This is a genomic window from Roseivirga ehrenbergii, assembly GCF_001593005.1.
Lineage (GTDB): Bacteria > Bacteroidota > Bacteroidia > Cytophagales > Cyclobacteriaceae > Roseivirga > Roseivirga ehrenbergii.
Genome location: NZ_LQZQ01000045.1, coordinates 839,235 through 858,072 on the forward strand (window position 1 = coordinate 839,235; position 18,838 = coordinate 858,072).

Sequence of the window (18,838 nt, forward strand, 5' to 3'; positions counted from 1 at the left end):
AATAATCAAAATGGTTACACCCTTTGCATTAAGCGGCATCAATTCTGTGGAATTAAAAAAAAATATGCCCTACCTTCGCAAACACAATAAATCTATATGAAACGCTACTTATCAATTTTCACACTGTTACTTCTTTCATTTTCAGTTGCTGGTCAAGACATTCTTACAAAGCATTCTGGCGAAACCTTAACTGGCGATGTTCAATTATTATCTAATTCTGATGGAATGCCTTACGCTGTTGTAAAGAATGGTAAGGACAAGGAGACAATTAAGCTTTTCGACATCTCGAACATTTCAATGGAAGAATTTGGGTTGATCAAACCTATGAAAATTGGTGAGCAATATCATTTTGGATTACTTGTTTCTGAAGACTACTTAAGCGTTTACAAATACTCTAATTCCAATAGAATGGATGATTTTGGAATGGTGGCTTTACAGAAATTTGGAGCACCAGCATTTGCACTACCTGGTATAATGGGTTTCAGAAAATTAATGGCAGATTACCTTTCAGACTGTGAAGAAGTATCTGATAAAATTGAGGAGAAAGAATTTACTAGAAAGGATATAGATCAAATTGTTGCGGATTATAATGGCTGCATTGCGTTAAAAAACTCAATCAATGAACAACCCGCTTCTTACTACCAGTCTGCTGCTCCTAAAATAGCAGCCTCTAAACAAAGTATGTTAGAAGACTTTGAAACATTACTTAAGTATTCTGAAAAAGTGGAGAATAAAGAAAGTGCCACAGAGATGTTTTCGGATTTGAGCTCTAAACTTAAAAAGGGAGAAAAAGTACCTGACTACCTAATTAATGCATTAAAAGGTGCCATCAAAAATGACAGTAAACTGGTTGAGTTGCTGAACAAAATTATAGAGGAATAGCGGTATTATTTCACATGAGCTCTAAAAGTAATGACCGCAGTAGGTTTTCTGGGGTCGTTACTAAAAATAGCTAGTGTTTTTCTTTCGAAGCCTAATCTGTCAGTCGCATCAAAGGTAACTTGCATTTCTACAGATTCACCAGGAGCTATAGCAGCCCTTTTCACATCATACAACAAGCAAGAACAATTGCTTTCTATTTTTAAAAGCTCCAATGGCTCATTCCCTCGATTTGAAAGTGTAATGGTAGCGGACTTTTTAGTGTTTGGCGCCATCACTTTAAAGTCATGATCTAAATCACTTATTGCCAAATATGGCGAGTCGGCAGTGTAGTCCGATGGTTTCTGTTCAAGGGTAAATTGCACTGGAATTGAAAATATCAGTGAATCATTCTTGTCTTTTACTTGAACAATCTCCTTTGTAAAGCCTGGCACTAATAAAGAATCTGTTTTTAAAACAATATTCATTTTAGTAAAACTGTTGTGAGGCGCTTCATTAGGTTGAAAACTTACATCGTAATAAGATGAAATGCTGGTTGCTCTCAAATCCAATGGCTCACCTCCGAAATTGTACAGGATCATTTCCGCATTTAAGTCATCTCCAATAAAGCCAGACTTGAAATTAACTACCTGATATTTAGATCGAAATGGCCAAAATACATTACGATAAGCTTTAAATACATCTATCACTGGGGTTAAAATTCTCCCTTGAAAAACGTATTCTTTTATAATAATTTCAGCTGAGTCTAAAACTCTCACCCCTATTTCAAAACCTCCTACATAGCCTTCTGTGAGGATGGTATAAGGAATATCTACGGTTTCTCTTGGGTGCACTTTCAAGTTCTCATTTTCCAGTTTTAACCTTTCAGCTCCAGACCAAAACCTAATCAACACTGTATCCTCAGAGGTGTTTTCCCAATTAAAACTACCATAAAAAGTCCCGACTTCTCCATCAATCACCCCAACGTTGACTAACTCAGGCTTTTGAGCAAAAACTATGGGAGTAATACAAACAAAAAAAAGGAAGCTGAAGAATTTAGTCATAAGCTATTGACGACAGGAATGAGTTTTTAATATATGTTGAGCAGCAAAAATAACAAGCCAATGCTTGAATCGACCAGTCAATAATCATTTATTTGTGACAAATATTAAATCCATGGCAAGAATCTTAACTGGCATACAAAGTTCAGGCAAACCACACTTGGGAAATTTATTGGGTGCAATTATTCCAGCAATCGAATTATCAAAGGATCCTAAAAACGATTCGTTCTTCTTTATTGCTGATTTACACTCACTTACCACAATTAAAGACCCACAAACAAGAATAGACAACACCAATGCTGTGGCAGCCGCGTGGTTGGCTTTTGGTTTCGATACAGACAAAAACACCTTCTACCGTCAATCAAGAGTGCCAGAAGTTTGCGAACTTACATGGTACTTAAGCTGCATGACGCCCTACCCTATGCTGGCCAATGCACATTCATTTAAAGATAAATCGGACAGACTTTCAGATGTAAACGCTGGGCTTTTCACTTACCCTGTATTAATGGCCTGCGATATTTTACTTTACGATGCCGCTTATGTTCCTGTAGGGAAAGACCAAAGACAGCACTTGGAAATGGCACGCGACATGGCCAATACTTTCAATAATCAATACGGAGAAATATTTAAAATTCCGGAAGCCAAGATTAACGAAAAAGTAATGACCATTCCGGGTACGGATGGCCAAAAAATGAGTAAATCTTACGGAAACACCATTGATATTTTTCAGACCGACAAGGCACTGAAAAAGAATATTATGCAAATCGTTACCGATAGTGCTCCGCTTGAGGCTCCTAAAAACCCCGACACTGACAACACATTTGCCATCTATTCATTAATAGCCTCTGAAGCTCAAACCCAAGAAATGAGGGCGAATTATGAAGGCGGAAATTATGGCTATGGACATGCGAAAATTGCGCTTTACGAGCTTATTTTAGAAAAGTACGCCAAGGAAAGAGAAATCTTCAATTACTACATGAATAACCTTGACGAGCTGAACAAGAAATTAGAAGCGGGTGAAGAAAAAGCCAGAGTAGTAGCTAGAGAAGTTCTTGCTAGGGCTAAGAAAGCCATTGGTTTTTGAACCAAATGATAAAATTCTTGCTTAATTAAAGACCAAAGTCAGTCACTTGTCGTTAAGTTAATTGGTTAAAAATAAGGATTATGAAAAAGGCATTTCTACCTAGTTTGATTTTATTCACTCTTTTGTTCATCAGCTCCTGCAATGATTCTGGAAATGAACTTTCCGAATTTACGGGTAATCAAATGGAAATGGCCTTAATTCCAGGTTCTGTTGAAGGCAATACGACCTCGGGCACTTTATCAATAAGAGAACGAAATGATGGAAAAGCTCAAATAGAGATTACTCTAAACGATGTGATTTCAGGTGCTGAACATCCAGTGCATCTCCATTTTGGTAGCCTAAGTGATAATGGAGATGTAGCCACTTATCTGACCACTTTAAAAGAGGTGAATGGAATTGGTAAAAGTGTTACCATTTTGGAATCGCTGGATAACAACACTACCATTGACTATAATGACCTTTTGGAATTCAATGGTAGCATTAAAATTCATTTTGAAGCTTCAGGACCGTTGGAAGACGAAATTTTGGGCTCAACTAACATTGGACTAAATGTAGATCAAAATCAAGCCTATTTAAACGGAACTAAAAGTATAACCGTTTGTAATTCTAACTTCGGAAACTAAACTACTATTCCGTTTATCTAATTATAAACTTCTTTGTTTCCACCTTACCTAAATGACTAACTGTTAGGAAATAAATCCCAGCCGATAGCAAGCTAGTCTCTTCTACTTCTCCCTGTTCAGGTGAAAGCGTTTTATTTAAAAGTATTTCTCCTTTAATATCTCTAATCATTAGTTTAGGAAGCTCTAAGGCATTCTGTGACCAAACTCTAAGTTTTTCACCTGTAGTAATTACATTTCCTTTCAGTCCAAAACTGAAAGTATGAACTCCTTCATAAACCACACTGATAACTTCTGAATACTCAAATTGTCCATTGAAGTCAGTTTGCTTAAGCCTATAGTATGATCTCCCCAAAACCGGATTCAAATCTGATATGCTGTATGACCTTGTAGCGGTGGTTGTGCCTGCTCCTTCTACAAATAAAACTGGCGTAAATTCTTTTCCGTCTGCAGATCGCTCAATAGTGAAAAGTTGATTGTTTTCTTCAATGGCAGTTACCCATTTCAAATTGATAGAGCCTTTTGATGGATAGGCATTGAAAGAGAGCAATACAATTGGCAAACGTTCGGTGGTATTATCCATTGCATATAAATCACCAAAGCCTGCTACATCGCTCACCGTTACCGTATTGTTGGTTGGGTTTACAGTTCCGCCTACAAACCAGTCTAGAGTGCCTCCTGCAATTGTTCGGTAGGCTACTCCAACCATATTACTCTCTGAGGTTTGTGTAAAGTCTGATGCATCGTAAATAAAACTAGCATTGTATACTGGACTGGTAATGTTATTACCTGAAACTGTCCAATACAAGTCTATATAGTCTGTTGCCGCAGTACCATCATCATCACCCGCTGGTGAATCGCCAGTATTATCTCTATCACGGTTAGGATGTGCTGAATCTGTTATACTAAAATCAATCGAAGCACCACCGCCTATTGTTGCAGATGTTAGTGTAAGGGTTATGGGGGAATACTGATCGCCTCCAATTGGAACGAAAAATGTACCTAAAGCTGAAAGGCCATACCTAAGTACTCCACCTGCATTATCTTGTATATAACTGATTGAATTTCCTCCAGTAATTGTCGCCCCTGGAGACATAATTATATTCTGACCTCCCATAATAATATCACCTGCTGTCATAGTCAACCGATTGTCGATAGTGATGTCTGCAGTAGTTGTAACATCCTGTCCATCAGCCTTATTTATAACCAAATTGTAATAATTATTTCCTGCGTCTGTGGTTTGTTGAATCTCCTGATTGCTCACAGTACGATTGTAGGTAACCGTATTGCCCACAGCCGAAGCTGTAAAAGAGCTTATGGTAAAGTTTGCATTTGAACCACCATAAAGCATCGATCCATTCGCACCATTGATAAATGCCCCTGTTCCACCGAGTGCATCAGATATATCTACTCCTCCAGAGTTTGTATTGGTGTAAGATGCAGGTGTGTTTATTAAAAAATCGGACATGGTATTCATTGCTCCCGTTCCAGAAATAGTTCCAGTAGCACTTGTCAGGGTGTACTCACAACCTGCTCCGTTACAGCCTGTAAAAGTGCCGTCATTTGATAAGTTACCCGAAACTGTAGGAGAATAGGCAGCGGTTACCAGCCAAGATCCATTTGAGTTTACATCAATATCATTGAAGTTGTAAGTTCCCGCAGCTCCATCAATAGTAAAACTACCATTGTCTACAGTAATTGTGCCCGTAGAAGTAATAGAAGTATTGGCCAAAGTCATTGCTCCACCTGTAGCAATATCCATATTTACGAAGGTCAAAGTACCTGTATTAGAATCAACAGTTCCTCCATTTATATCAAAGTCTCCAGCAATACTGACGGTTGTTCCAAGTTGATTAAATGCACCACTATTCACGGTTAATCCTCCAGCAGCATTTGTAAGGGTTAAGGTTCCTGCTCTTAAGTCAACAGTGCCTGTTGCCAAGGTCATATCAGTGGCATCTATGGTCGAAGCAGTTGTTTCATTCAAATCCATAGCCCCACCTGTAATGGTAATATCACCTGAAATATTCATATCACCATCATTATGGTCATACTCACCTGATGACATAAGTAAATCGCCTGAAATATTAATTGTAGCTGTATTATCATTAAACAACAATTCACCACCAGCAATTGTCAAATCATTAGTTACATTCAGCGTATTAGCTCCGTTCATTACAAGCCTTCCTGAATTTACAATTATTCCACCCGTAGCATTTGTAACATTCATTGTACCAGCCCTTAACTGAACATCTCCCGTAGCGATAGCCATGTCTGTGGCATCCAAGGTTCCTCCATCTAAAAAAGCCGACCCATTGGTTAAATTGAAATCGCCTGATACGTTTACGTCACCATCATTTTGATCATAAATACCAGTTGATGAAGTGGTTATATCGCCAGTAACATCTAGTACAACGGTTGCATCATTTGGTCTAAAAATCCCTCCAGAAATCGCTATCGAACCTGCAGAAACATCGGCTCCAGAATTAAGAATTGTAGTGCCACTTTGTACGGCAATTTGACCTGCAACATCTAATGTACTTAATATAGCTACGTTGTTCGCATCACTATCTATGGTCAATCCGCCAGCTGCGTTAGAAATTGTCATTGTACCGCTGCTAAGCGTTACTGCAGCATCAGTAATGGTCATATCTGTGGCGTCTAATGTAGAGGTCCCTGATTCAGAAATAATCATTGTTCCACTCGTCAGAATAATATCTCCAGTTACATTTACATCCCCTTCATTTTGGTCGTAGTTACCATCTGACATCAAGAGGTTTCCTCCAATATTTACCGTATTATTGGTTGAGAAAGGCGACAATTCAGCATTAGCACCAGCAATACTTAAATTACCTGTAACGGCCAGGATTCTATTATCTCGCACCCTCATTTCTCCAGAGTTTATGGTCAGGTTATTTTCAACCGACACATCGTTATTTAGTACTTGAAGCAAAACGCCATTATCCATGTTGACTATTAAGTCATAAAAAGGAAAAGTAATATCAAGTGTTTCATTGGTGGTTCCTTGGTAGGTAAATGAACTTCCTGGATTATTTAGATCCCAGTTATCCAATGTGAAATTTGCCCCACCGGCATGGGTATTTACTGTAATAGAGCCATCATTAATCAAAGTACCCGAGCCTACTATGTCATCGTTCACAACCAAAGTACCTTCATTAGTCATGGTTACGGGACCATTAATTACAACCCTGGTCAACGTATTTGTACCTGTACCACCAATACTCTCTCCATCTCCATTAAGAACATAGTTACAACCATCTACGGTTGAGCATGGTGTCATAGTATTTCCGCTATTATTCAAAATAGAACCGTTAAATGTAAAGTTTTGGGTAGAATTATTAGTCCATGTACCGCTTCCGTTAATAGTTAAATCAGTATAAACATTATTTGAAGCTTGGGCCGTGGTGAACTCTAACAGGCCACTGAGTACCGTTGGCCCATTCGCTGTAATTCTGACGGCAATTACTTCGAGGTGACTAGAAGCATTTACGGTGGAACTACCAGTTATTACGATACGATGATTATTGGAGGAGCCAGATAATCTAGCACGAGTGCCAACCGTTGAATTGGCCACAAAATTACCTCTAACATTTAGTCTGCTAGGGTTAGCTGTAAAAGCTAGAGTACCTCTATCAATAGTAAGATTATTACAATTTTGAGTGGTGGTGGAAGCAATGTTTATGGTGTGCCCAGTTTGAATGGTAACATTGTCGTCATTATCAGGAATACCATCAGCGTCTGATCCACTCACTAAAAGCCAACTTCCAGGAGCAGTCCAGTTGCCAGAAGCAACATTGCTCTGAAAATTAGCTTGAGCACTACAGAGAACAGTACACACAAATAATGTGAATGCAAAAATAAACTTCACAGCAGTTTCGGTATTTAATCTAAATGGTTAATTCAGCACTAGTGCTAGGAATAATAGTCGACTAATAAGCTCAAAAGTGAGTAGTGCGGTGAAAGACGCATTGAGCTTACTAAGACAATCGAGGTTCTCTGCGTAAAAGAACAAAAAATATTCGGACTTTCTAAATATAGAATTACCAAAAAAGTTAGCTTAAAGACCTGCGTCAACTACTTAATAAACACCTTCAACGACTCTGTGAAGTTTCCGTTTATTACTTTCAAGATATAGACTCCTGATTTTAAAGCAGTTGGAATTTGTAATTTCACAAGACCATCATCACCCTTCTCAGTGATTTCGAGAATTTCAGAAGAGTTAAGAGATATCAATTTTAGGATAACGTTTTCATTGCCGATTTGTGCATGTTGAATATTAAGGTAATTTCCTCGATAAACAGCATTAGGATATACCTTAAGATTAGAATTCTTTTCAAAGACAGTGGCATTCATTACACTAATCACCTCTGATAATTCAAAAGCCCCATTAAAATCTGTCTGTTTTAATCGATAGTAATTTCTACCTAAAATTGGTGAATCATCAAATGCTGTGTAAGTGTTGGTTTCTTCACTTGACCCTTTACCCGACACAAATAGGATAGGCTCAAAATCAAGTCCATTTTGAGAACGCTCTATGGTAAAGAAATCATTGTCCAATTCTGAAGCAGTAGACCATGACAATTGAACCTTAGCCTTTTTTACTTCGGCAGTAAATGAAAGCAATACAATTGGCAAACGACTATCGGTATTGTCCATCGCATACATGTCGCCAAACCCGTCTCCACTGTTTAACGATACAGTATTGGTTGTAGGGTTTACTGTTCCAGCCTCCTTCCAATCTAAAACTGGTCCCATTCCACCAATTCTTGTCCGTCTGAGTGCTGCCACCATATCCGATTCTGTACCCGTTACGTCCGCATCTACATATTGATATGTGGCGCTAAAGGATGGGTCTGTAATGTCATTTCCAGTCACGGTCCAGTATCTACTTAAATAGGATACTGCTGCTGTTCCGTCATCGTCTCCTCCAGAAGCAGTATTGTCTGTGTTTCTATTTGGATGGTTGGCATCTGTGACGCTAAAATTTACATAAGGGTTAGCACCAAGTGTACCCCCATTTAAGGTAAAATTAGTAATAGGTGAGAAATCGTTGTCATCTCCCATAGGAAGGGATACTGATTGACCCGTTGCGGAAAAATATTTTCTGATAACACCCGAGCTATTTTGTCTAATATATTCAGTAGCATTTCCACCAGTAACGTTTGCTCCAGAGGCTAATTCTAGGTTGTAAGTATTCAACACCGGATCGCCCGCAATGATATTTAAAGTGCCATTTACACGTACATTATTTACCAACTGAAGTCGCTGATAGTCTCCCGTTCCGGTAAAATCTAAAGTCACATTATAGTAATCATTATTAGCGCTGCTTGTTGCCCTCCATCTCTGGCTCGATGAAGCAGTACCATATACCACTGTGTTTCCAGTAGCTGAGGCCGTGAAATTTGAAATGGTGAAATTTGAGCCAGAACTATTATCACCCTGATACCTCAAAGTAGCTCCTGCCCCATTAATAAATGTTCCAGTACCATTTAAAGTACCCGCTACCGTTAAATCCGTATTGTTTGTGTAACTGGCCGGGCTGTTAATTAGAATATCTCGAAGTGAAAGATTTCCAGAACCGTTTAAACTACCTGAAGTGCTTGTCAATGTGTAAATACTACTTCCATAACTTGGGCTAGTAAACGATCCATTGTTGGTTATGTTCCCTGAAACCGTAAAGTTATTGGGTTGAGTAACTGCCCAAGAGCCACCAGAATTCACCAAAATTGTATTGAAATTCTTAGAGCTGCCTGATGAATTAAAAGTTATCGTACCATTTATGGTAGTTGTTCCTGTTACGCTAGTTGGAATATTGCCAAGTACAAGCTCTTTACCTTCTGCAACGTTAATTGACCCTGCTGAAAAATCACCTCGACTAAGGTTTGTAGTTCCACTCACCAAAGAAAACTCGCCCCCAACAGCTAGCGTGGCTGCTGCATTATTGACAATCAAGTTACTTGTTCCGTTCAGGGTGAAATTCCCTGTTGTAGTAATAGTACCGCTACTAAAAGTAATGGCTGCATTATTCATGGTGAAAGAGCCTGCATCTAAGGTAGAAGAAGCACCACTGAACAAAAAGTCTGAACCAGAGATGTTTACATTACCTGTTACATTTACATCTCCGTTATTGTGATCATATTCACCCCCAGTGCCAATAAAGTCTCCACTTATGTTCACAACTGCAGAGGCATTATCAGGAGTAAACTCGCCATCCTCTAAGATTAAGTCATTCCCTATATTTAAAGTAACGGCATTAACCTGTAGTATACCGTCTTGAATAGTAAGGTCATTTAAAACAGACAAACTACTACCAAAGCTTAAGCTACCGCTCGATTTATTAAGAACAAGGTTATAATAGTTACCTGAGAACGATGTAGGATTTCCATAGCCTGTATACGTTATAGTATTGCCAGTTGCAGAAGCGTTGAATGTGCTTACTGTAAAAGGCCCGCTATTTTGTAATTCTAAATTACCTCCCGCACCATTAGTAAAACTTCCAGTACCTGACATATCATTCCTAACCGCCAAATTCCCATTATTTGTATAGTTCGCTGGAGAGTTAAAAACCACCTTATACATGCTCATTGGATTTGCTCCCCCAATCGTACCTGTGGCACTTACAAACCGGAACTCGGTTTGGTCGTTGGCGGTAAAGGTTCCATTGTTTGTAACATTGCCGCTAAAAGTATAGAGGTCTTGACCACCTACTGTCATCGTAGCACCACTATTAATGATAAGGTTCCCAAAGTTTCGCGGTTTGGCACCATAACCAGAAATGGCTAAGGTTCCATTAACCGTAGTTGTGCCAGCTATTGTAAAGTTATTTGCGCCAACATTTAAAGTAATACCGTTGTTGATATTCAAGTTACCCAAAACATTAAACACATGGTTGTTAGAGTATCCTGCTACGGTTGAATTGGCAATTACGCTTACGTTTCCATTAATGGTAACGGTATTATTGCTGGAAAAACTTATCGTACCGTTGTTAAAGGTAAGATTGTTGCAGGCCTGTGTGGCCGAAATAGAAATATTATACCCCGATTGAATCGTAACATTATCATTACTATCGGGAATGCCATCTGCGTCTGAACCACTAATCAAAGTCCATCTAGATGCAGAGTTCCAAGAACCACCACTAGCTGACACAAAGACACCTTGTGAAAAAGCAGTAATTTGACAATAAAGTAAAAGGGTGAAGGCGAAAGTAAAAAACCTCATTAAAGATAATCAGTTAGCGTTTTAAGGTTTCAGATACGGATAAAGCATAGGGTTTGGATTTCGAGCAATTAATTTTTTATATCTGTGAAACGCATTTTTCAATCTATGTAATACCGAAATACTCTTGAAATAGTTCGCACCCTACCATTTATTTTTGCTTCATTTTTCAGCATGAAAACATGTGAGAAAAAGCACACTGACAATAGCAACACATAATTCAACTCAGTGAACAAAGCAGAAAATATTCATTGCAAAAAAACATTATTCACAGGCCGAAATACAATTCTTAACCTCGATCAATTCCCTTAAAACTTTTTAGAGAATAAGAAACCGCTTCTATTATGAGTTGGTTAATATTGCAGTGTTCAAACAGATAAAAAGATTTCAGATGAATCCCCTAATTGAAAAAAACAACAGCCCGTTTCAAACTCCATATTTTTCACGAATCAAAAACGAACATTATCAGCCCGCTATTGAAACCTTGATTAATCAAGCAAAGGTTGGAATTGAGAACATTAATAAACTGAGTGAAACGCCTAATTTTAAGAATACGGTAGAAACCCTAGAGTTTTCGGGAAAGCAGTTGGATAGAGCTTCTTCTATATTTTTCAACTTGAATTCTGCTGAAACCAATGAAGAAATGCAGGCAATTGCCAGAGAAGTTTCTCCGCTGCTTACTGAATTTTCTAACGACATCCTTTTAAATGAGGAGCTCTTCAAAAAAGTAAAGTTTGTTTATGAAAATGAAGACAGAACAAAACTTACTGCGGAACAAAACACCTTGCTTGATAAAACTTATAAGGGGTTTGTAAGAAACGGAGCTTTATTGAATGATGATCAAAAACAAAAGCTTCGCAATATTGATGTAGAACTTTCTAAACTTTCCTTACAGTTTGGTGACCATGTATTGGCCGAAACCAACAAATATGCTTTGGTAATTGATAACGAAAGCGACCTTAAAGGTTTACCAGATTACGCCATTGAACAAGCCGCTCAAGATGCGATTGACAAGGGGCATGAAGGCAAATGGGTGATTACGCTTGATTACCCAAGTTATGTTCCATTTATGACTTACGCTGCAAACCGAGCACTGCGAAAAGAGTTGAGCATAGCATTTTCATCAAAAGCCTTTAAAGGCGATGAGCTAGATAACCAAGAAACCGTAAAGGCAATTGTAAAACTCAGAAACGAACGTGCTAAACTGCTTGGTTATAAAACTCATGCCGATTTTGTATTGGAAGAGCGCATGGCTGAGTCGCCTAAAAAGGTGCTCGATTTCTTAGATGAAATTCAGAAACATGGAATTGAAGCGGCTAAGAAAGATGTAAAAGAAGTAGAAGCTTTTGCCAAGAAACTAGATGGCATAGATAAATTAGAACGCTGGGATTTCGGTTACTATTCCGAAAAGCTCAAAATGGAAAAATACAGCATTGATGATGAAATGCTAAAGCCATACTTCAAACTTGAAAATGTAGTAGATGGAGTTTTCCAAACTGCCCAAAAACTCTATGGCTTGACATTCAAGAAGAATGATGAAATTGAAGTATACCACCCTGATGTTACAGCCTATGAAGTAAAAAACGAAAAGGGTGAGCACATGGCAATTTTCTATGCCGATTTCTTCCCACGGCCTGGCAAACGCGCTGGCGCTTGGATGACACTTTTCGCGGGGCAATACAAAGATGAAAAAGGAGATCACCGCCCATTGGTTTCAAACGTTTGCAACTTTACTAAGCCAGGAAAAAGTAAACCTTCACTCCTCACTTTTAACGAAGTAACTACGCTTTTCCATGAATTTGGTCATGCTTTGCATGGAATGCTTTCCAATGTTCAATATGAAAGCCTATCAGGACCAAGCGTTTACTGGGACTTCGTTGAGCTTCCTTCTCAAATCCTAGAAAACTGGTGTTATGAAAAAGAATGCTTAGACCTTTTCGCGAAGCATTACGAAACAGGAGAAACCATTCCTGAGTCACTGGTTGAAAAAATTAAGGAAAGCGCAAATTTCTTGGAAGGATACCAAACCATGCGTCAGTTAGGTTTTGGTAAACTAGATATGGCTTGGCACGGGCAAGATAATTCTAGCATTACCAGTGTATCTGATTTTGAAAGAGATATTCTAAAAAATACCGAAGTGCTCGCTCCTATTGACGGGACTAATATGAGCTGCTCGTTCTCTCATATTTTCCAAGGCGGGTATTCGGCTGGGTATTACAGTTATAAATGGGCCGAAGTTTTGGATGCAGATGCTTTTGAGTATTTCAAAGAGAATGGAATTTTCAATAAAGAAATAGCCAACAAGTTTAAGGACAACATTTTATCCAAGGGAGGTTCGGAGCACCCAATGACTCTGTACAAAAGATTCAGAGGCCAAGAGCCAGATGTAAAAGCATTGTTAAGAAGAGCCGGTTTATTAAAATAAGCCCCACTCTTATTCTATAATTTTTGAGAAAATAGGCACCTGAAAATTAGGTGCCTATTTTTTTTGAAGTCACTTTATTTAGATGACCGATTTTCCATAAATTAGACACCTAAATTGTCCACTATGCAACGCCTAATCACAACACTAGTTTTTCTAACACTGACCTATACTTATGTAGATGCTCAAGTGAATTTTACAATGAGAAGAGCCGACAATGACGAAACAGTAGAGCTTGTCAGCCTAATATCAGACGGAGAAGGAGGTGCAAATCCAACTTTTCTGATTACCTGGAGTGGAAAATGGTGTACTCCATGTATGGATGTCATAAAATCTTTAGGCGCAGCTGCAAAATCGGGTAAAGTTCAGGTTTTGGCCCTTAATGTTGATGAAGATTGGAAAGCCATGAAAGCCAATAATTACCATAACAACTACTGGAGCAATGTTACTAACCTTTACTTAGACACTGATTTATTCAATTCATTTGATACGTATTTCACTACTTCTCAAGCTCCGGTAATTCTATTTTTTGATGAAGTAGGTCATATTCAATACATGGACGCAAGTTATAGCTTGAGGTCGTACATGTTCGTGGATTATTTTGGAAAAGAGTTTATTTGGGAAGATTCGGAAGGTCTTAATTCTTACGCTTGGAACTATTATTTAGAACATGAAGATGACAATAAAGTAATTCCCGAAACAGATGAAGAAATGGCAAAGGCATTAGAGTTTGTGAAACGATCTATCAGCTTAGACGCCAACTACAATAATACTGACACATACGCTGCCCTCCTATATCTATCGGGTCAATATACCGAAGCACTAAAAAAGGCCAAAGAAGCCATCGATCTTGCCAAAGAAAGTGATACGGATTATGAAACTACAAATGAGTTAATTCAGAAGATTATCGAGAAGATGTAACCTCTATTTTAGTAAATCAATGTTTACTAAGTAACTTTACACCAACCGAACTCCATCTATTTTGACTTTAAGCGTTCCCAAAAGGGTATTACCCACCATTGTGTTTGCTCAATTTGCGGGAACCTCTCTTTGGTTTGCAGGAAATGCCATTCTAAAAGAACTTCAATCAGAATGGGTTTTGCCTGAAGATGCCTTGGCCGCTGTCACTTCATCGGTGCAATTAGGCTTCATCTTCGGTACTTTTATTTTCGCTCTGCTCTCGATTGCCGACAGATTTAAACCCTCAAGGGTTTTTCTGCTCTGCGCACTCACTGGCAGCGCCTTGAATGTCTCATTAATTATCTTACCCCCTAGCTACTTTGTATTGCTTTCTGCACGCTTTTTAACAGGGATTTTCATTGCTGGAATTTACCCTGTCGGAATGAAAATAGCCTCTGATTGGTTTGAAGGTAAACTAGGTAAAGCATTAGGCTATTTAGTGGGCGCTTTGGTTTTAGGTTCTGCTTTCCCTCATTTATTGAACTATACCGGCAGCAGCCTTTCTTGGAAATTCGTTTTAATTGGCACTTCCGCTTTGGCCGTTATAGGTGGTTTAGCCATGCTATTCTTTGTGGGAGAAGGCCCACACCGCAGAAAGGGTTCTAAATTCAACCCCGCTAAGATTTTTGAAGTGTTTAAAGTTAAAGAGTTCAGGTCTGCGGCTTTTGGCTATTTTGGACATATGTGGGAATTATACACCTTTTGGGCTTTTCTGCCTGTGATGCTGGTGTATTATAATGAAACGCAAGGAACATCCCTTCCCCCAAGCCTTTTCACCTTTATTATCATGGCGATTGGTGCTATTGGTTGTGTTTTGGGGGGCTTTATTTCAGTAAAAAAAGGCAGTGCAAAAGTGGCTTATTCCTTCCTGATGATTTCTGGAATACTCTGTTTGGTTTCGCCTCTTATTTTCAATTTAAACGAAACATTTTTCATTGCCACGCTCCTAGTTTGGGGCTTTGCTGTCATTGGCGATTCAGCTCAATTTTCTTCATTAACTGCAAAAACAGCACCCAAAGAATCGGTTGGTACGGCCATTACAATTGTAGTGAGTATCGGCTTTTTATTGACCATTCCAAGCATTCAGCTTTTAGGATACTTGGCCACGGTAATCGATACCAAATGGCTAATGTTTAGCTTGTTTATAGGACCTTTATTTGGTTTAGTGCATACCAAAAAGTTGATCAAGGAAAATATTACGAAAGCTTAAAACACTTGGCTAACAAAAACAGTTGATAACCAAATTTGAAACAATGGTATCACTGAAAAGTCATTCTGGTATTTACACCCTCAAAACTGTACAAGAGCTTCCAATAGACATTAAAACAGCTTGGGCTTTCTTTTCTTCCCCTAAGAATTTAGAGAAAATAACACCAAAGTATATGGGTTTTAAAATCACTTCTGAAGAAGCCAAAACCATGTATGCAGGCCAAATCATCACCTATAAGGTTTCGCCCTTCCCCGGTATTAAATCTAACTGGGTAACGGAAATAACTCATGTAGATCACCTCAATTCATTCGTAGATGAGCAGCGGTTTGGCCCTTATGCCATGTGGCACCACGAACACATTTTCGAAACTTCTTTGGCTGGAGTTAGAATGATAGACAAGGTATCATATAAACTTCCTTTTGGCATTTTAGGACGTATGATTCACCCAATTTTAGTAAGAGGAAAGCTCTTGCAGATTTTCACTCACCGTTACAAAGTGTTAGAAGAGATGTTTCCAGCTAAACTGAAAAATCCTTCTAAAAGGTGATGCAATTATATCAGCTGTGTTAAATCACTTTATTTAAAATCAGAATGAAAAACGTTGGAAGGTTCTACCTACTCAAAAGGTCAAGCCTAAGTAAGATTTACTGCCCTTTTGATGGCATGGTATACCCTTCTGCTTCAATTTGAGCGGCCGTCATTTGTATAACACTGACATCTAACTTAATAGGAACCAAAGGCGCATTGGTTGAATCCTTTTCTACCTTAACTATTTGATCAACCACATCCATTCCTTTAAACACCTGTCCATAAATCGTGTAATCCCCATCTAAACGCGGTAAACCCTTTTTATTCTGTACAATATAGAATTGACAGGCAGCCGAAACTTTATCTGGGTTATCATCTCGCCCAGCACCAAAAGCTCCATACACATGCTTAGCAATAGGGTCAAATTCGGGCTCTAATAGATGAGTAGAATAGGCAAAACCTTCGGGGGTATCTGGGCAACCGCCTTGGGCTACAAAATTTTCAATCACTCGGTTAAACGTATAATCGTTCCAATATCCTTCTTCGGCCAATTCAATAAAGGCCTCTTTATGTTTTGGAGTTTCATCATAAAGCCAAATCAGAATTTCTCCTTTATCGGTTTTAATTTGCCCCACAGGGTAAGTTGTTTCTGGTGTGCAACTTGAAATCAGGCCAATAACAAGTAACAGAAATAGGTTCTTCATACTCTCTTTTTTTCTTGAAAGTAGAAAAAATGAACGTGTGATCATAATAGAATAATGGCAGTAATCTCATCAAACAGGTCTGACAATTTTTCGAATATTTTTCGTAGTTTGTAAAGACCAACTGTCAACCATATTTAACTTTCTGAACCATGATTATCAATAAATTCCCTGGAACGCACATCACGGCAGAATTACTCAACCCAAAGCACTCCAATTTTTGTGAAGTGTTTTATGAAAGCCCACCGCTTCAACCAGAAGTAGTAATGGGCTCAGTAAACGCTGGAACTTCTTATACAGGTTCTTTATTCGAAATGGGACAGGAAGGTATGACAGGAGCTTTTTATGGCATTCTCAGTGTTCAACAAAATTTTGTAGGAAAGCACCCTTATCAGAAAATTCACAAAACATTACATCGCCTAGCAGAAAACAAAGAAACAGCCTATATCGATAATTTTGACAGTGATTTTGGAGTACAGTTTGCGCTTGTTCAAAAGCCTCCGGTAGACACGGCTTGTATTGATTTTGACGGAACTGTGTTCGTTGATATTTTCAAAGATCATCTGCGCCCTTATCAAATAGATGCCAATTATGCCATGATTTATGTAGTGCCTCCCTTGGCCGATTTGTACAGCACCCCAAACGATTTTTTGAATGCTATTGAAGATACTGCCGAAAACATTATCAGGGCTGTAATGTACTACAACAAAAATTTCACCTTAGAGAAAAGTCCTAACAGCCTAAACCTAAAACCCATCAATACCATTCGGGTGTGTTTATTCAGCGCTGGTTATTTCAACACTTTCCAGATGTCGCACGACCAAATTGCATCATACATTTATCACGGAATTGCCAGTCAATTGCATAGCGCAGAAACTTATATCACCAACGTTCAGTTTGAAAACAATTATCACGAGGTAATGGCTACCGGTTTGAAATCAGAAACTCAAGACTTCAATATTTTAAGAAAATTGATGGCAGAATAAACTAGCTCAATACCTTAATTTTAATTTTCAACTCCTTTTCAATTTCGAAAATCTTAGATTTTTCTTTTTCAGAAATGAATAAGATCGAAGTTCCTTTCAATCCTGCACGCCCCGTTCTGCCACTACGGTGAGTGTAATACTCAATTTGCTGCGGAAGTTGATAGTGCAATACAAAGCTTAAACCTTTTACATCGATACCACGGGCTGCAATATCGGTAGCTACCAAAAGGTCGATTTTCTCGCTCTTAAACATACGCATTACCTTATCGCGGTCGCGTTGACCCATATCGCCTTCAATTACATCTACAGCAATATTCTTGGCTAAAAGCTGCTTGGTGAGAATTCTTGCAGCGTTTTTAGTTTGGCAGAAAATCATTCCGCGCTCGTCTTTATGATACGACAAGAAATGATTGATTTCCTGTACCTTATCTTTTGATTGGCAAACTACATATTCGTGGCTAATATTGGCATTTACACCCGCACTTCTACCTACTTCTATTTTCTGAGCATTATTTCTTAAGAATTTCAAAATGATCTCTCTGATGCCATCAGGCATGGTAGCCGAAAACAACCAAATGGTACGTTCGGCAGGAACAAAGTCCAGAATACTGTGCATATCCTGCTTAAATCCCATACTCAACATTTCGTCCGCCTCATCTAAAACCACATACTTCACTTGAGAGATATCAATCACTTCTCTTTTGATCAAATCCATTAAGCGACCAGGAGTAGCCACTACAATATGAGTTGGCCTTTGTAGGCGCTGAATTTGAACTTGCATATCGGCACCACCATATACCGCTTCGATAAAAATCTTGTCAGTATACTTGGTGAATTTAAATAGCTGCTTCGCGATTTGTTGACATAATTCACGTGTTGGTGCTAAAATCAAACCTTGAATGGACTCTTTCTTTGCATCAATTTTCTGAAGCAAAGGCAAGCCAAAAGCTGCGGTTTTGCCCGTTCCCGTTTGTGCCTGACCAATAAAATCGGTGTTTTGTTGAAGGAGAATTGGGATGGAAAGCGATTGAACCTCAGAAGGTTCTAGAATATTCATTTCGCTTAAGCCTTTGATTAAATCTTTGGATATGCCGAGTTCGGAAAATGTAGTCACTGTGTCTTTTATTTTTTGCAACTGCAAAGGTAGAACGAATACTTCGCATTAAAGCATT

At 38.6% G+C, this 18,838-nt stretch carries 13 protein-coding genes; 8 read left to right on the forward strand and 5 right to left on the reverse strand.

All coding sequences use genetic code 11. The features are described from left to right. Positions 1 to 96: 96 nt before the first annotated feature. Complete coding sequence (locus MB14_RS13880) at positions 97 to 882, forward strand: hypothetical protein (protein WP_062592554.1); 786 nt, start codon at positions 97 to 99, stop codon at positions 880 to 882. Between the two features lie 5 nt (positions 883 to 887). Here the strand turns inward: MB14_RS13880 and MB14_RS13885 are convergent, their stop codons facing one another. Then, positions 888 to 1,922: a DUF1573 domain-containing protein gene (locus MB14_RS13885; RefSeq protein ID WP_062592556.1), complete on the reverse strand. Its 1,035-nt coding sequence runs from the start codon at positions 1,920 to 1,922 to the stop codon at positions 888 to 890. Between the two features lie 112 nt (positions 1,923 to 2,034). Between MB14_RS13885 and trpS the strand changes: the two genes are divergently transcribed. Next, positions 2,035 to 3,003: a tryptophan--tRNA ligase gene (trpS, locus tag MB14_RS13890; protein WP_062592558.1), complete on the forward strand. Its 969-nt coding sequence runs from the start codon at positions 2,035 to 2,037 to the stop codon at positions 3,001 to 3,003. An 80-nt stretch (positions 3,004 to 3,083) separates the two neighbouring features. Then, positions 3,084 to 3,626, forward strand: coding sequence for a hypothetical protein (locus MB14_RS13895; protein WP_062592560.1), 543 nt, complete (start codon positions 3,084 to 3,086; stop codon positions 3,624 to 3,626). Positions 3,627 to 3,639: 13 nt separating this feature from the next. Here the strand turns inward: MB14_RS13895 and MB14_RS13900 are convergent, their stop codons facing one another. Both MB14_RS13900 and MB14_RS13905 read right to left on the reverse strand, forming a co-directional pair. Further along, complete coding sequence (locus MB14_RS13900) at positions 3,640 to 7,512, reverse strand: T9SS type A sorting domain-containing protein (RefSeq protein WP_062592563.1); 3,873 nt, start codon at positions 7,510 to 7,512, stop codon at positions 3,640 to 3,642. Between the two features lie 206 nt (positions 7,513 to 7,718). Then, positions 7,719 to 10,862 (reverse strand): T9SS type A sorting domain-containing protein, encoded by a 3,144-nt coding sequence (locus tag MB14_RS13905; protein WP_062592564.1) that lies wholly within the window; start codon positions 10,860 to 10,862, stop codon positions 7,719 to 7,721. A 388-nt stretch (positions 10,863 to 11,250) separates the two neighbouring features. Here MB14_RS13905 and MB14_RS13910 point away from each other — a divergent pair, with 388 nt between their 5' ends. The 4 genes from MB14_RS13910 (at position 11,251) to MB14_RS13925 (ending at position 15,998) form a co-directional block, all read left to right on the forward strand. Beyond that, a complete protein-coding gene (locus MB14_RS13910; protein ID WP_062592566.1) occupies positions 11,251 to 13,284 on the forward strand; it encodes a M3 family metallopeptidase in 2,034 nt (677 codons plus the stop codon). Positions 13,285 to 13,407: 123 nt separating this feature from the next. Then, positions 13,408 to 14,202 (forward strand): TlpA family protein disulfide reductase, encoded by a 795-nt coding sequence (locus tag MB14_RS13915; protein WP_062592568.1) that lies wholly within the window; start codon positions 13,408 to 13,410, stop codon positions 14,200 to 14,202. Positions 14,203 to 14,263: 61 nt separating this feature from the next. Next, positions 14,264 to 15,451: an MFS transporter gene (locus tag MB14_RS13920; protein ID WP_062592570.1), complete on the forward strand. Its 1,188-nt coding sequence runs from the start codon at positions 14,264 to 14,266 to the stop codon at positions 15,449 to 15,451. 43 nt (positions 15,452 to 15,494) lie between these two features. Beyond that, positions 15,495 to 15,998: an SRPBCC family protein gene (locus tag MB14_RS13925; RefSeq protein ID WP_062592572.1), complete on the forward strand. Its 504-nt coding sequence runs from the start codon at positions 15,495 to 15,497 to the stop codon at positions 15,996 to 15,998. A gap of 97 nt (positions 15,999 to 16,095) precedes the next feature. Here the strand turns inward: MB14_RS13925 and MB14_RS13930 are convergent, their stop codons facing one another. Continuing rightward, a complete protein-coding gene (locus MB14_RS13930; RefSeq protein WP_062592776.1) occupies positions 16,096 to 16,683 on the reverse strand; it encodes a peptidylprolyl isomerase in 588 nt (195 codons plus the stop codon). Between the two features lie 149 nt (positions 16,684 to 16,832). Between MB14_RS13930 and MB14_RS13935 the strand changes: the two genes are divergently transcribed. Then, a complete protein-coding gene (locus MB14_RS13935) occupies positions 16,833 to 17,666 on the forward strand; it encodes a hypothetical protein (RefSeq protein ID WP_062592574.1) in 834 nt (277 codons plus the stop codon). Between the two features lies 1 nt (position 17,667). On the opposite strand, the gene MB14_RS13940 is transcribed toward MB14_RS13935, so the two are convergent. After that, the gene (locus tag MB14_RS13940; protein WP_084376092.1) at positions 17,668 to 18,780 is read right to left on the reverse strand and encodes a DEAD/DEAH box helicase; all 1,113 of its coding nucleotides are present in this window, start codon (positions 18,778 to 18,780) and stop codon (positions 17,668 to 17,670) included. Between the last annotated feature and the right edge of the window lie 58 nt (positions 18,781 to 18,838).